Source organism: Paenarthrobacter sp. TYUT067, from assembly GCF_023656375.1.
Lineage (GTDB): Bacteria > Actinomycetota > Actinomycetes > Actinomycetales > Micrococcaceae > Arthrobacter.
This window is the reverse complement of record NZ_JAMOIT010000021.1, coordinates 37,077-51,488: the sequence shown is the minus strand read 5'-3', so window position 1 is coordinate 51,488 and position 14,412 is coordinate 37,077. Positions and strand designations below refer to the sequence as shown.

Below are 14,412 nucleotides of genomic sequence, written 5' to 3'. Positions count from 1 at the left end.
AGGGAAGAGATTTGGTGTAACTTTCAATGAAATATGGCGGCAACCGATTGCCAAACGCTTGCCAAGGTGACTAGAGTTACATCAGCTGCACAAGCCGGTCCCCTTCCAGTGATCGCCCTCGGGGATCCAATCCCCGTGCGAAGTCCACTGTCGAGTCGGCTCGGACCGCAATGACGCGAAGGGTAAAGGAGCCCGCATTGAAAAAGCTCAGCAAACTCAGCATCGCCGGCTATGGTGCCGGCGATGCCGCCAACAATCTTGCCTTCACCACCGCCACGATGTTCCTGCTGGTGTACTACACGGACGTCGCAGGAATTTCGGCGGCCGCAGCCGGCACACTGCTCCTGGTGGTGAGGATCTTTGACGCGTTCGCCGACGTCTTCGCCGGACGTATGGTTGACCGCTCCTACAGCAAACGCTTTGGGAAATTCCGGCCGTTCATTATGTTCGGCTCCATTCCGCTCCTGCTCCTCAGCGTGGCCACGTTCTCCGTGCCGCAGTGGGGTGAGGCGGGCACCTTGCTCTACGCCTATGTGAGCTACGCGGCCCTGGGGTTGGCGTACTCCCTGGTCAACATCCCGTATGGCTCGCTGGCCGGGGCCATGACGCAGGATCCCGGGGACCGTGCCAAGCTGGGCTCCGCCCGCACGGTAGGGGCACTGTTGGTCGGCTCCGCCCTGGGCATCTTCGTTGCGCCACTGATCAAGCCCGGCGCTGACCTCCAGACTACGTTCACCACCATCACACTGGCTTTTGTGGTGATCGGCGCGGCGCTCTACTTCTTCACGGTTCTCACCGCCAAGGAGCGCGTTCACCGCACGGTCCCCAATGTTTCCTTCAAACAGAGTATGGACACGTTGAAGACCAATCGTCCGCTGCTGATGCTGTGCCTGAGCTCCTTCCTTTTCCTCACCGGCTACATGGCGTTGTCCTCAGTTCAGCTCTACTACCTCCGCGATGTCCTGGGCCGCTTGGATCTCTTTCCGGTGCTTGCCATCGTCCAACTGGCCATGACCCTGGCCCTGGCACCTTTGATGCCGCGAATGGTCCGCAGGATCGGCAAAAAGAACGTCTATATCGCTGCCGGAACGCTGTCCATGGTGGGCGGAATTGTTGTCTTCCTCGCCCCACCTTCCATGGTTTGGGTTGGATTCTCCGGGTTGGTGGTCAGTCTGATGGGCGTCATGGCGGTGAACATCGTGGTGTGGGCCCTGGAGGCCGACACCGTTGAGTATGGCGAATGGAAAACCGGCGTCCGCACCGAGGGAATCACCTACGCGCTGTTTTCCTTCACCCGTAAGACCGGCCAAGCCGTGGGCGGCGCCCTGGCCGCCTATTGCCTCGCCGTGGGCGGGTACAAGTCGGGGGCGGCTCAGAGTGCGGAAGCCATGCAGGGAATCCAATTCGCCGCCGGAGCGCTGCCGGCCATCATGACCATCCTGGCGATAGCGGTGATGGCCAAATACAAGCTCACGGACGCAGTGCATGCGCAGATTGTGGGGGAGATCCGCGCTCGCCGTTCCGAGGAGGCCTTGCAGCTCAGCCAAAAAAGCTAGGCAACCGGTTGCCACTGGATGCAATCCAACCTAAAATCGTACTTAATCTCAACCAGCCACATCCCGAAAGGAAAAGCTGTGAAAATCATTGCCGCTGAAGTCTTTGTGACCAGCCCGTCCCGTAATTTTGTTACTTTGCGCATCACCACGGAGGACGGTGTAACGGGCATCGGTGACGCCACGCTCAACGGCCGTGAACTCGCCGTCGCTGCCTACCTCAAGGAGCACGTGGCGCAGCTGCTCATCGGCAAGGATCCGCACCGGATCGAGGACACCTGGCAGTTCCTCTACCGCAGCTCATACTGGCGCCGCGGCCCCGTGACCATGGCGGCGATTGCCGCCGTCGACATGGCGCTGTGGGACATCAAGGGCAAGATCGCCGGGATGCCGGTGTACCAGCTGCTGGGTGGCGCTTCCCGCAACGGTTTGCGGGCCTACGGCCACGCGTCCGGCGCTGACATTCCCTCGCTGTTCGACTCCGTTCGTGAGCACCTGGAACTGGGCTACAAGTCCATCCGCATCCAGACCGCCATCCCCGGCATCAAAGCCGTATACGGTGTGGCCGCACAGGCGCAGGCCTCGGGCGAACGCTATGACTACGAGCCCGCCGGCCGTGGCGCGTTCCCGCAGGAAGAGGACTGGGACACCCGCGCCTACCTGCGCCACCTGCCCACCGTGTTTGAAGCCGTCCGGAACGAGTTCGGCCCGGAAATCCCGCTGCTTCACGATGGCCACCACCGTATGACGCCCATCCAAGCCGCCAAGCTCGGCAAAGCCCTGGAGCCTTACGACCTCTTCTGGCTGGAGGACTGCACCCCGGCCGAGAACCAGGAAGGCTTGCGCCTGGTCCGCCAGCACACCACCACGCCGCTGGCCATCGGTGAAATCTTCAACACCGTGTTCGACTTCCAAACCCTCATCAAAGAACAGCTGATCGACTACGTTCGTGCTGCATCCACCCACTTCGGCGGCATTTCACCGCTGAAAAAGGTCATGGACTTCGCGGCCCAGTACCAGATCAAGTCAGGCTTCCACGGCCCCACCGATATTTCGCCCGTAGGTTTCGCCGCCCAGCTCCACGTGGGCCTGGCCATCCATAACTACGGCATCCAGGAATACATGCAGCACTCGGACAAGACCAACGAGGTCTTCCAGCAGTCCATGACCTTCAAGGACGGCTACCTGCACCCCGGCGACGAACCCGGCATCGGCGTCGAATTCAACGAAGAAGCCGCCGCCGCGTTCCCGTACCAGCAGGCCTACCTGCCGTACAACCGCCTCGTGGATGGCACGGTTCATGACTGGTAGAGAGGTCATGACTGATATAGCGCAACCCCGCCACCACATTGTGGTGATGGGTGTTGCAGGCTGCGGCAAAAGCACGATAGGTGCCGCCTTGGCCGAGCGGCTTGGTGCTGGATTCCTCGACGGCGATTCGCTGCACCCCCAGGCGAACATCAGCAAGATGGCCTCGGGTATTCCGCTGAACGACGACGACCGCGCACCGTGGCTGGCCGAAATCGGCAGGCGATTCCCGGCGTCGAACTCTGCTCTTGTCATCGCGTGCAGCGCGCTCAAGCGCTCCTACCGGGACATCATCCGCAGCGCCGATCCATCCGTGGTGTTCGTGCACCTGCACGGCACCCGGGAGTTGCTAAATGCCCGCATGACTGCCCGTCCCGGGCACTTCATGCCGGCCTCGCTGCTGGACTCACAGCTGGCTACGCTGGAACCGCTCGAGGACGACGAAGCCGGGATCGTTGTGGACATCGCACTGCCTGTGGAGGACATCGTGAATGACGTACATGCCGCACTGGCAGGCAAGTCCGCTGCGTCTGCCGGGCCGCACCTGGTGGACTTGACGGCTGCTCCCTACAACCTCGACGACGCCGCGGTGGAGTGGGTGGAGGCGACCATCGGTTCCATGACGCTGGAAGAGAAAATCGGCCAGCTCTTCATCAACCACAACAACGATTACTCCCCGGAGTACCTCGACGGCGTGCTGGAGAACTTCCACGTAGGCGGCATGCGGTATCGGCCGGGGCCCTCTGCAGCCGTGCAGGAACACATCCGCTACGCCCAGTCCAAAACCCGCATTCCGCTGCTGATCGCCTCCAATCCGGAAATGGGGGGCTCCGGCAGTTGCGACGACGGCACGTTCGTTTCCACGCACCTGCAGGCAGGCTCGCACCCGGACAAGACCATTGCACGTCAGATGGGCCAGGTGGCTGGCGTCGAAACTGCTGCGCTGGGCTGCAACTGGGCCTTCGCGCCGATTGTGGACATCCACTACAACTGGCGGAACACGGTCATCTCCACGCGGGCCTTCGGAAACACCCCGGACATAGTGGTGGAACGGGCAAAAGAGTACTTCGACGGCATCAGCGAATCACCCACCGTCTGCGCCATGAAGCACTTCCCCGGGGATGGCATTGATGAGCGGGACCAGCACGTGGTCACGTCCTACAACACCCTGGGCTACGACGAGTGGAACGCCAGCTACGGGCACGTGTACCGCGAAATGATCGGGCACGGCGTGCAGTCCATCATGGTGGGCCACATTGGTGCGCCCGAGGTGTCCCGGCATTTCCGGCCGAGCTTGTCGGACGCTGAAATTCTGCCTGCCACGCTGGCGCCGGAGTTGTTGCAGGACCTCTTGCGTGGGGAACTCGGGTTCAACGGGCTGGTCCTGACGGATGCGTCCCTGATGGTGGGCCTGACTCAGACCATGAAGCGCAAGGACCTGGTTCCTGCCACCATCGCAGCGGGCTGCGACATGTTCCTGTTCTTCCGGAACCCCGAGGAGGACTTCGGGTACATGCTGGATGGCTACAAGTCCGGGGTCATCAGCGAGGGACGTTTGCAGGATGCCCTGCGGCGGATCCTTGGCCTGAAGGCGAGCCTGGGCTTGCATCTCGCTTCGCGGGAACGGTTGGTTCCGGCGGCCGAAGCCTTGGCTGTTATCGGCAGCGAGGCCCACCGGGCCATAGCTGCCGACATCGCTGACAAGACCGTCACGCTGGTGAAGGACACTGCCCGCAACCTGCCGATCACGCCTCGGACCCATCCGCGAATCCGTCTCTACGGCATCTCCGGGGGCGCCGACTTCACCCGCGCAGATCCTCTGGCTTACCTGGATACCGTCCGGGAAGAACTGGAAGCCGCAGGTTTTGAGGTCAGCGTCTTCCAGACCGCTGAGCAGCGTGAGGCCGCGGGAGAGGCCGGCATGAACTTCATGCGGGTCCTGTCCGAGGAAGCCACCGGCGACTATGCGGAGCGATACGACGCCGCCTTCGTCTTTGCCAATGTGAAGGGCTTCGCGCAGGAGGCCTCCATCCGGATCAAGTGGTCCTCGCCCATGGCCGCCGAGATCCCTTGGTACGCCACGGAGGTTCCCACGGTGTTTGTCTCACTGAACCAGCCGAACCACTTGATCGATGTGCCTATGGTCAAGACCGCCATTCACGCCCACGCAGCAACACGCGAGGCCATTCGCGCCACGATCCAAAAGATCCAGGGTGAGTCCGGATTCCAGGGGACGTTCAACCAGAACGTCTTCTGCGATTCGTTCGACACCCGCCTCTGACAGCAAGCGTTAGCCCGGTACTGCCCACAAGGCGGTGCCGGGCCTTTTGCGTTATTCGGTGAAAGCGCCAATTGTGAACGCTAACAACGTTTCATGTCAAGAGTCTTGGGAGCGGTTCTAGTCTGCAATCATTTCGTGATCCACGGCACTTGACCAGCGGTATTGTTAGCGTTCACAATGGCATTCGCATTACATATTCGTGGCATGCGGCATTCAACTGGCCGCAGACCATATAACGCTTCACCGTGCCGGACGCGCAGATGCTCCGGCTGCATCAGAGTTCGCGGCAATGCTGCCGCGGAAGGAGAGCATCGTGAGATTGAAGAAACTCCTGGGCGCCGTAGCGGTTGTCCTTACCTTGACTGTTGGAGCCACCGGCTGCGGTAGTCGCGGGGGCTCGGCCGAGTCCACCAGTAGTGCAAATCCCAGCGATTCGCTGGTTGGCATTTCGATGCCCACCCAGACGTCCGAGCGTTGGATCGCCGATGGCGCCAACGTTGAGAAGTCCCTGAAGGACCTTGGCTACAAGACGGACCTCCAGTTCGCCAACGATGACATTCCCACACAGGTTTCCCAGATCGAGAACATGCTGACGAAGGGTGCCAAAGCGCTCATCATCGCAGCGATCGACGGCACCACCCTGACAGACGTCCTGGCCAAGGCCAAAGAGCAGAACGTCAAGGTGATCGCGTACGATCGCCTCATCAACGGAACGCCGAACGTTGACTACTACACCACCTTCGACAACTACACCGTGGGTGTTCAGCAGGCCACTTCCTTGCTGACCGGCCTGGGCCTGGTTGACGCCAGCGGCAACAAAGTTGAAGGCAAGGGCCCGTTCAACGTTGAACTCTTTGCGGGCAGCCCGGATGACAACAACGCCAACTTCTTCTGGACCGGTGCCATGGACACCCTGAAGCCCTACATGGATGCAGGCACCTTGAAGGTTCCCAGCGGCCAGACCAAGTTCGAGCAGGCAGCCATCCTGCGCTGGCAGGCACCTGTTGCCCAGAAGCGCATGGAAGATATCCTCACCTCCGCTTACAGCTCCGGAACCAAGCTGGACGGTGTGCTTTCCCCGTATGACGGCCTGTCCATCGGCATCATTTCCGCGCTGACCAGCACCGGCGGCTACTCCACCGGCAACCTGCCCGTAGTCACCGGCCAGGACGCGGAGAAAGGCTCCGTGAAGTCCATCATCGCCGGCGAGCAGTACTCCACCATCTTCAAGGACACCCGCCAGCTCGGCGCACAGGCCGTGAAGATGGTTGACGCCGTCCTCAAGGGCACCGAACCGGAGACCAACGACACCAAGACCTACAACAACAAGGTCAAGGTTGTCCCGGCCTTCCTCCTGAAGTCCGTCATCATCACCAAGGACAACTTCCAAAAGGAACTGATCGACTCGGGCTACTACAAGGAAGCCGACGTCAAGTAATCACGTCCCCGGTCTGTGGCCCCAAACCTCTGTGTTGCTTTACGCAGTGCGGCGGGGCCACAGCCTCCCATAGAGCCTGCCCGAGTCCTCGGCCCGGGCCAAGTTCCAACCAGTCAGCGGGAATTGACGATGAACGTACCCATTCTTCAAATGCGAGGAATCACCAAGACCTTCCCCGGGGTAAAAGCCCTTCAGGACGTCACCCTGGACGTCAACCGTGGTGAGGTTCATGCCATTTGCGGCGAGAACGGAGCAGGGAAGTCCACCCTCATGAAAGTGTTGTCCGGGGTCTACGCCCACAACACCTTCGACGGCGACATCCTCTTCGAGAACGAACCCTGCGAATTTTCGAGCATCACCGATAGCGAGAAGCGCGGCATCGTGATCATCCATCAGGAACTGGCCCTGAGCCCGTACCTGTCGATTGCCGAGAACATCTACCTCGGGAATGAGCTTGCCAGGAACGGCTGGGTGGACTGGCGGAAGACCAACCTTGAAGCCGCCAAACTGCTGGCACGTGTTGGCCTCAGTGAAAACCCGGTCACCCCCATCCAGCACATCAGCGTGGGCAAGCAGCAACTGGTGGAAATCGCCAAGGCGCTGTCCAAAGAGGTGAAGCTCCTCATCCTGGACGAGCCCACCGCTGCGTTGAACGACGAAGACTCGGACCACTTGCTGGACCTCATCCTGCACCTCAAGGGCCAGGGCGTCACCAGCATTATCATCAGCCACAAGCTCAATGAGATCCGCAAGGTGGCTGACGCCGTCACCATTATCCGCGATGGCAAATCCATTGAGACACTGCGCCTGGACCAAGGCCAGATCACCCAGGAACGCATTATCCGGGGCATGGTGGGACGCGACCTGGAGAGCCTGTACCCGGACCGGAACCCCAACATCGGCGAGGAAGTCCTCCGCATCGAAGACTGGACCGTCCAGCACCCCCAGGACCATTCCCGCATGGTGGTGAACAACGCCAGCCTCAACGTCCGCAAGGGTGAAGTGGTAGGCCTGGCCGGCCTCATGGGTGCCGGCCGGACCGAGCTGGCCATGAGCGTCTTCGGCCGGACTTACGGGCGGGCAGTATCGGGCAAGGTCTACAAGTACGGCCAGGAAATCGACACCTCCACTGTCTCCGACGCAATCGACCACGGGATCGCCTATGCCACCGAGGACCGGAAGCACTACGGCCTGAACCTGATCGAAGACATCAAACGGAATATCTCCATGGCTGCACTGAACAAGCTGGCCAAACGAGGTTGGGTGGACGGCAACAAAGAGACCACCGTCGCCAACCATTACCGGAAGAGCATGAACATCAAGGCTCCTTCCGTTGCTGCCATCACCGGCAAGCTCTCAGGCGGAAACCAGCAAAAGGTGGTGCTGAGCAAATGGATGTTCTCAGACCCCGACGTCCTCATCCTCGACGAGCCAACCCGTGGAATCGACGTCGGCGCCAAATTTGAGATTTACACCATCATCGCGGAGCTTGCAGCGGCAGGAAAAGCCGTCATAGTGATCTCCTCGGAGCTTCCGGAGCTCCTGGGCATTTGCGACAGGATCTACACCCTGTCCGCCGGCCACATCACCGGCGAAGTCCCCATCGCTGAAGCCACCCAGGAAACCCTCATGCACTTCATGACCCAAGAGAAGGAATAGCGAACATGTCCGCCCTACGAGAATCCCTTGGCTTCCTCACAAGCCGCCTCCGCCAGGTTGGCATCTTCGTCGCCCTGATCCTGATCGTCATCCTCTTCCAGGTGCTTACGGACGGCATCCTGCTCCAGCCGCAGAACGTCACCAACCTGGTGGTGCAGAACAGTTACATCCTGATTCTGGCCATCGGCATGGTGATGGTCATTATCGCCGGGCACATCGACCTCTCTGTCGGTTCCATCGCAGGCTTCATCGGCGCTGTTGCTGGCGTGATGATCGTCCATTGGGGCTGGGCGTGGTGGCTCGCCATCCCGGCCTGCCTCCTGGTGGGTGCGTTGGTGGGTGCGTGGCAAGGCTACTGGATTGCCTATGTAGGTATCCCGGCCTTCATCGTCACCCTTGCAGGCATGCTGATCTTCCGCGGCCTGACCCTCATTACCCTCAAAAACCAGCAGATCACCCCGTTCCCGAACGAGTTGCGTGCCCTGGGCGGCGGCTTCCTGCCTGACATCTCCGGCGGCACGTCCGTCCTGGAATGGCTGACAGTGATCCTGGGCGTCGGCGGTACGGCAGCTATTCTTTTCCAGGCCCTCAAGGAACGCCGGGTTCGCCGCAAGTTCAACCTTGAAAATGAACCGATGGCTTGGTTTGCCGTCAAGAACGGGTTCATCGCAATCCTGATGCTCATCATCACCTTCCTCCTGGCCAGCTACCGTGGCACCCCGATCGTCCTGATCGTCCTTGCTGTCCTGGTGATCGTGTACTCGGCACTGATGAACAACAGCATCTTTGGCCGCCACACTTACGCGATCGGCGGTAACCTCCACGCAGCCGAGCTCTCGGGCATCAAGACCAAGAAGGTCACCTTCCGCCTCTTCGTCAACATGGGTGTCCTCGCGGCCTTGGCAGGACTGGTCTTCACGGCCCGCCTGAACTCGGCGCAGCCCGCCGGTGGTACCGGGTTCGAACTCGACTCCATCGCTGCGGCCTTCATTGGTGGCGCCGCAGTGCAGGGTGGCATCGGAACAGTAGCCGGAGCCATGATTGGCGGCCTGATCATGGGCGTCCTCAACAACGGCATGTCCATCCTTGGCCTGGGCACCGATTACCAGCAGCTCATCAAGGGCCTGGTGCTGCTGCTCGCCGTCGGCTTCGACATCTTCAACAAGAACCGAACCGGTTCCGGTGGAGGCTCCACCATGGGCCGCCGGTTCAAATGGAAGACCACGCCGCCGGCAACCGCAACGTCCACGCCCGCCAAGGCGGAGCCCGTGGGCGTTGACGCTAAGTAGGAACCCATGTCACGCGGCGAACATCCGCCCCCAGCGGGGCTCCGGGCACAGTCCGGGGCCCCGCTGGGCTCGCCCGCGCTGCCAGCCAGGCCTCCCGTCATGGGGGACGTTGCCAGGATGGCGGGAGTTTCACATCAAACCGTTTCCCGCGTCCTGAACAACCACCCGAACGTCAGTCACCAGACCAAGCAACGCGTGGAATCGGCCATCTCCCAATTGGGCTACCGCCGCAACACCGCAGCCCGCAGCCTGGTCACACGCCGGTCCCGGACCATCGGAGTGCTTGCCTGTGAGACAGGCCAGTTTGGGCCCGCGAATACCCTCTTGGGAGTAGAACAAGCGGGCCGGGAAGCAGGGTACTTCGTCAGCATTGCGAACCTCCGCGAAGTGACCGACCACAGCGTTGAGGATGCCATGGCGCATTTCCGGAACCAGTCCGTTGACGGGATTGTCATCCTGGTCCCGCATCCGGATGTCCTGGCCGCCTTGCGCGAGGTTTCCTTTCCCGTGCCGATCGTCGCCGTCGGGGCCGGTGCCGGAAACCAGTTGACGGGGGCATCCCTGAACCAGCGGCTGGGAGCCCGCCTCGCGGTTGATCACCTGATCGGCCTGGGCCACCGCCGTATTGCGCACATTTCCGGCCCGCCCCACTGGATCGACGCCGCCGAGCGCATCACGGGATGGCAGGAGTCGCTGGAAAATGCCGGTTTGGACGCCGACGTCCTGCTGCGGGGTGGCTGGGATGCGGCCTCCGGCTACCGCGCCGGCCTTGAACTCATACAGCAGCGCAGCGTCACTGCCGTGTTCGTCGCCAACGACCAGATGGCGGTGGGTGTACTCCGTGCTGTCCAGGAATCCGGCCTGCACGTCCCTGGGGATATCAGCGTGGTGGGCTACGACGACCAACCCGAGGCTGAGTTCTTCATGCCGCCGCTCACCACCATCAAACAGGACTTCGAGGAACTCGGCCGCCGATGCATGGAGGCCGTGCTGCAGCAACTGGACGGGGACGGGGGAGCGGGCGACCAGATCGTCAACCCCCGCTTAGTGATCCGCGCAACTACGGCGGCCCCACTAAACTAGGAGCCATGACTTCCACGCCTGATACTGCTGCAGCCCGCGCCCGCCTTCTTGAACTCATCAAAGAACTGGCGGTGGTCCGCGGCAAGGTGATCCTCTCCAGCGGCAAGGAAGCGGACTACTACATCGACCTCCGCCGCATCACCCTGCACCACGAGGCCTCCAAGCTGGTGGGTCAGGTCATGTTGGCGATGATCGAGGACGCCGGCGTTTCAGTTGAGTGCGCCGGCGGGCTCACCATGGGTGCCGACCCCGTGGGTACCGCTGTGATGCACGCTGCTGCCGACGCCGGCCGTGCCGTGGACGCCTTCGTTGTCCGCAAGGCCCAGAAGTCCTACGGCATGGGCCGCCAAGTGGAAGGTCCCTCGGTTGAAGGCCGCAACGTGGTGGTCCTCGAGGACACATCCACCACCGGCGGGTCCGCACTGACCGCCGTCGAAGGTGTCCGCAAGGCGGGCGGCAACGTAGTAGCTGTAGCGGTAATCGTTGACCGCAACACCGGCGCCAAAGAGAAGATTGAAGCCGAAACCGGAGTGCCGTACCTCTTCGCCTTCGGCAAGGATGAACTGGGCCTCGACTAAGCCTATGCTTGCTGCGTGGACGTTCAGGTAGGGAAGCTCCCGGCGCCGCCGGAGGTGACTGAAAACCTCCCCGCACCGGTGAGCGAGGAACCGGAGAAGGCAGCGGATCCGGGCTCATGGGCCCGGATCCTTCCCTACGCTGCCCGGTTGAAGAAAACGTCCCGCCGTAACTTCCTCATCACCGCCGGGGCTTCGGGGGCGCTCGCAGCGGACATGCTTTTCACCCGTCGTGTGCAGGCCGAGCGGCGAGCCACCAAGATCCTCCGTGTGCCGGATCCGTACTCGGACGTTTACTTTCCCAAAGCCAGCTGGATCCTCTTCCCTGGTTACAAAACCAGTTGGGAAGAGGCTCAATGGATCCTCAACTCGCTGCGCCCCGCCCTGCATCAGCGGGGCCGCCTTGCCGCCGTCGGATATTCCAACCTGGGACTGGACGTGGACGAAATTGTCCGCGAAATCATCCTGCACGTCCGTGAGCTGAAACTGGAGAAGCTGTACTTTTATGGCCACAGTTTTGGCGGCATGCTCGCCACCCAGGTAGCTGCCCGCCTGCTGGAGCTGCACGGCGTCGAGACGCAATTGATCGTCCTGGATTCGAGTCCCTTCAGCCGCGCCGACGTCCTGGACCAGAGCTGGTTCGACGGCGTGGTGTTCCTTTACGAGAATGGCTTCCGGATCCCGTCGGTCCTGCGCGGGGGCTATGAACTGGGGGAGCGCGTGGCGCATAAGGATGAGCGGACGTGGCGGCAAATCCTCGATCAATCCCTGGAGCAGCTCTCGCCGATCGCCCCCTCCAGCGTGCTGATACAAACGGAATCGGCGTACATTTACCATTTCGACGGCCTCCGGCTGGCAGGAAAAATCGGTGGGGCCAAGATGGCCTTCATTGGCAATGCCAAGGACGCCACCGTGGATTATGAGTCGGCGCGTGCGGGGTGGAGCAAGGTCTTCGGGCCAAACATGGTGATGCCCACGCTCAGCACGGAAGGCGCCCGGCCCGCCCACGCCAGCCCGCAGTGGAACGGGGGCATCTACCGGCCACTGCTGGAACGCGTGCAGGATGAGCTCCAGCCGCTCCCGCCTGAGCCCCGGGAACCGTCATACCAAGAACCGAATGGCAAGGTCATCCGCCCGGCCTAGGTGAACTTTTGTACAAGTGAGCTCTGTACTCGAGTACAGGGTGGATATACCCGATCCTCCGTAGCGTCGTTCTTGACAGGAAATAAGAACGAATTTCGAGGAGCGAAGTATGAACGGCCTACAGCTCACGGGCATCAGCCGCAGCTTCGGTGACCGCAGGGTCCTCCACGATGTGGACCTCACGGTCCATCGCGGGGAGATCGTGGGATTCATCGGCGGCAACGGTGCAGGTAAGACCACCACCATGCGCGTGATCCTTGGTCTGCTGACCCCGGACCACGGCGAAGTCACCTGGGAGGGCTTGCCCATCACGGCCAGGGACCGGAGGCGCATCGGGTACATGCCCGAGGAACGCGGCCTCTACCCCCAGATGCCGGTGAGGGATCAGATCATTCACTTCGCCTTGCTGGAAGGGCACCAACCCGAAGCCGCGCGTGGGGTTGCAGACGAACTCATAGCCTCCCTTGGCCTCCAAGGCCGTGAGCAGGCACTGGTTCAGGACCTCTCCTTGGGAAATCAGCAGCGCGTCCAGCTGGCGGTCGCCCTGGTTGGTAACCCGGCCCTGCTGGTGCTTGACGAGCCATTCTCGGGACTGGATCCCCTCGCCGTCGAAACGATGTCCCGCCTTATCCGGGAGCAAGCAGACCGGGGCGTCGGAGTTCTGTTCTCCTCGCACCAACTGGAGCTCGTAGAGCGCCTGTGCGACAAAGTATGCATTCTGGACCGCGGTCGAGTGACGGCAAGCGGCAGCGTCGTAGAGCTGCAGGATGACGGAAAGAGCCGCTGGAAACTCGGTTTCTCCCGGGCGGCAGATTCATTCGCCGCCGAAGTGTCCATGGCCCGCGGCGTCAACGTGGAGATCTCTGCGGCCGACCGTACTACGGTGCTCGTCTCCGTGGGCGGCTCAGGGCGGGATGTGCCCGGCGAAATCCTCGCAGCAGCGCAACGGCACGGCGGGCTGAAGAGCATCGTGTCCGCGCAGAGGTCTTTGGCAGATCTGCTTGCCGGCAAATTCATGCTGTCCCATCCAGGTACCACCCCGGGGGCGGAGCGCTCCCTCGACAAAGTTGGAGTATCGCAATGAGCACAACAACATTTGATCGCACCACCCGCAGCGCCGCTCCCTCGTCCGGCAGTGGGCTACGCGAGACGCGCCTGATCATACGGCGCGAGGTCCTCACCAGGCTGGGTAACCGCACAATACTCACGGCAACAGGACTCCTGGCACTTTTCGCCGGCGCGGCTGCCGGGATCGGCGGATGGTTCCTGGTGGATTCGCTGGGTGGGGCTGGAGCAATGGACTTTGATCCTCGGGCCATCTTCGCCACCGCCATGATCAGCGCATTGCTGGCCTCCCTGGTCTACTCGGCATCGAGCCTGACCTCCGGGGTGGTAGAGGAGAAGTCATCCAGGATCGTGGAGATCCTCCTCACCAAGATCGGCATTGTCCCGTTGCTGGCCGGAAAGATGATCGGCATAGGGCTGGTCACCCTTGTCCAGCTGCTGGCGATCGGCGGAACCGCCGTGGTGGGGTTCAGCGTGGTGGGGGGCTGGTCCCTGATCAACGTCGCCGTAGGCCCGAGCCTGCTGTGGTTCCTCCTCTGGTTCCTCCTGGGCTACGTGATATTCGCAGCTTTGAACACCACGCTGGCTTCTACTGTGTCCCGGCAAGAAGACCTGGGCACGGCGGTCATGCCGCTGTCCGTCCTGCAGATGGTGCTCTTGGTGGTCTCCCTTTACGTCCTGCCCATGAACATGGGGAACCCGTGGCTGGAAGGACTGTCCTTCGTGCCGCTGTTCTCCTCCTACCTCATGCCGATGCGCTTCGCACTGGAAGACGTGTCCGCCTGGGAGATGGTGCTTGCCGCCGGCGTATCGGTGGCAGCGATACCTGCCCTGTTCTGGTTGGCCACCGTGATTTACCGGAACAACGCCCTGCGCACCGGCTCCCGTGTCTCGCTCCAGCAATCCCTGACCTCCGACGAGATGGCCTAACCCCCACCCCGTCACTTAGTCCACAAGCCCGAATCATTGGGTCTCTCCAGATAGGAAAAACCATGTCTGACAACAAGCGCAACCAGTC

General features: G+C 61.7%; 11 protein-coding genes. All 11 read left to right on the top strand.

All coding sequences use genetic code 11. The annotated features are described in order from the left end of the window. The first annotated feature begins 197 nt into the window (after nucleotides 1-197). Nucleotides 198-1,556 carry a glucuronide transporter gene (gene uidB, locus MOD31_RS17825; RefSeq protein ID WP_250821248.1) on the top strand — a complete coding sequence of 453 codons (1,359 nt, stop codon included), beginning with the start codon at nucleotides 198-200 and terminating at the stop codon, nucleotides 1,554-1,556. Nucleotides 1,557-1,634: 78 nt separating this feature from the next. Then, complete coding sequence (manD, locus tag MOD31_RS17820) at nucleotides 1,635-2,864, top strand: D-mannonate dehydratase ManD (RefSeq protein ID WP_142936842.1); 1,230 nt, start codon at nucleotides 1,635-1,637, stop codon at nucleotides 2,862-2,864. Between the two features lie 7 nt (nucleotides 2,865-2,871). Beyond that, nucleotides 2,872-5,142: a gluconokinase, GntK/IdnK-type gene (locus MOD31_RS17815; protein ID WP_250821247.1), complete on the top strand. Its 2,271-nt coding sequence runs from the start codon at nucleotides 2,872-2,874 to the stop codon at nucleotides 5,140-5,142. A 289-nt stretch (nucleotides 5,143-5,431) separates the two neighbouring features. Beyond that, complete coding sequence (chvE, locus tag MOD31_RS17810) at nucleotides 5,432-6,580, top strand: multiple monosaccharide ABC transporter substrate-binding protein (RefSeq protein ID WP_142936840.1); 1,149 nt, start codon at nucleotides 5,432-5,434, stop codon at nucleotides 6,578-6,580. Nucleotides 6,581-6,709: 129 nt separating this feature from the next. Beyond that, nucleotides 6,710-8,239, top strand: a complete 1,530-nt coding sequence (mmsA, locus tag MOD31_RS17805; RefSeq protein ID WP_142936839.1) for a multiple monosaccharide ABC transporter ATP-binding protein — start codon at nucleotides 6,710-6,712, stop codon at nucleotides 8,237-8,239. Nucleotides 8,240-8,244: 5 nt separating this feature from the next. Continuing rightward, nucleotides 8,245-9,528, top strand: a complete 1,284-nt coding sequence (mmsB, locus tag MOD31_RS17800; RefSeq protein ID WP_250821246.1) for a multiple monosaccharide ABC transporter permease — start codon at nucleotides 8,245-8,247, stop codon at nucleotides 9,526-9,528. Between the two features lie 99 nt (nucleotides 9,529-9,627). Then, nucleotides 9,628-10,611 carry a LacI family DNA-binding transcriptional regulator gene (locus tag MOD31_RS17795; RefSeq protein ID WP_250821271.1) on the top strand — a complete coding sequence of 328 codons (984 nt, stop codon included), beginning with the start codon at nucleotides 9,628-9,630 and terminating at the stop codon, nucleotides 10,609-10,611. 5 nt (nucleotides 10,612-10,616) lie between these two features. After that, nucleotides 10,617-11,189: an orotate phosphoribosyltransferase gene (gene pyrE, locus MOD31_RS17790; protein ID WP_250821245.1), complete on the top strand. Its 573-nt coding sequence runs from the start codon at nucleotides 10,617-10,619 to the stop codon at nucleotides 11,187-11,189. A gap of 15 nt (nucleotides 11,190-11,204) precedes the next feature. Next, a complete protein-coding gene (locus MOD31_RS17785; RefSeq protein WP_142936836.1) occupies nucleotides 11,205-12,329 on the top strand; it encodes an alpha/beta hydrolase in 1,125 nt (374 codons plus the stop codon). Nucleotides 12,330-12,438: 109 nt separating this feature from the next. Next, nucleotides 12,439-13,413 (top strand): ABC transporter ATP-binding protein, encoded by a 975-nt coding sequence (locus MOD31_RS17780; RefSeq protein WP_223941654.1) that lies wholly within the window; start codon nucleotides 12,439-12,441, stop codon nucleotides 13,411-13,413. Then, a complete protein-coding gene (locus MOD31_RS17775) occupies nucleotides 13,410-14,324 on the top strand; it encodes an ABC transporter permease (protein ID WP_142936834.1) in 915 nt (304 codons plus the stop codon). The genes MOD31_RS17780 and MOD31_RS17775 overlap by 4 nt, the downstream gene beginning before the upstream one ends. Nucleotides 14,325-14,412: the final 88 nt, after the last annotated feature.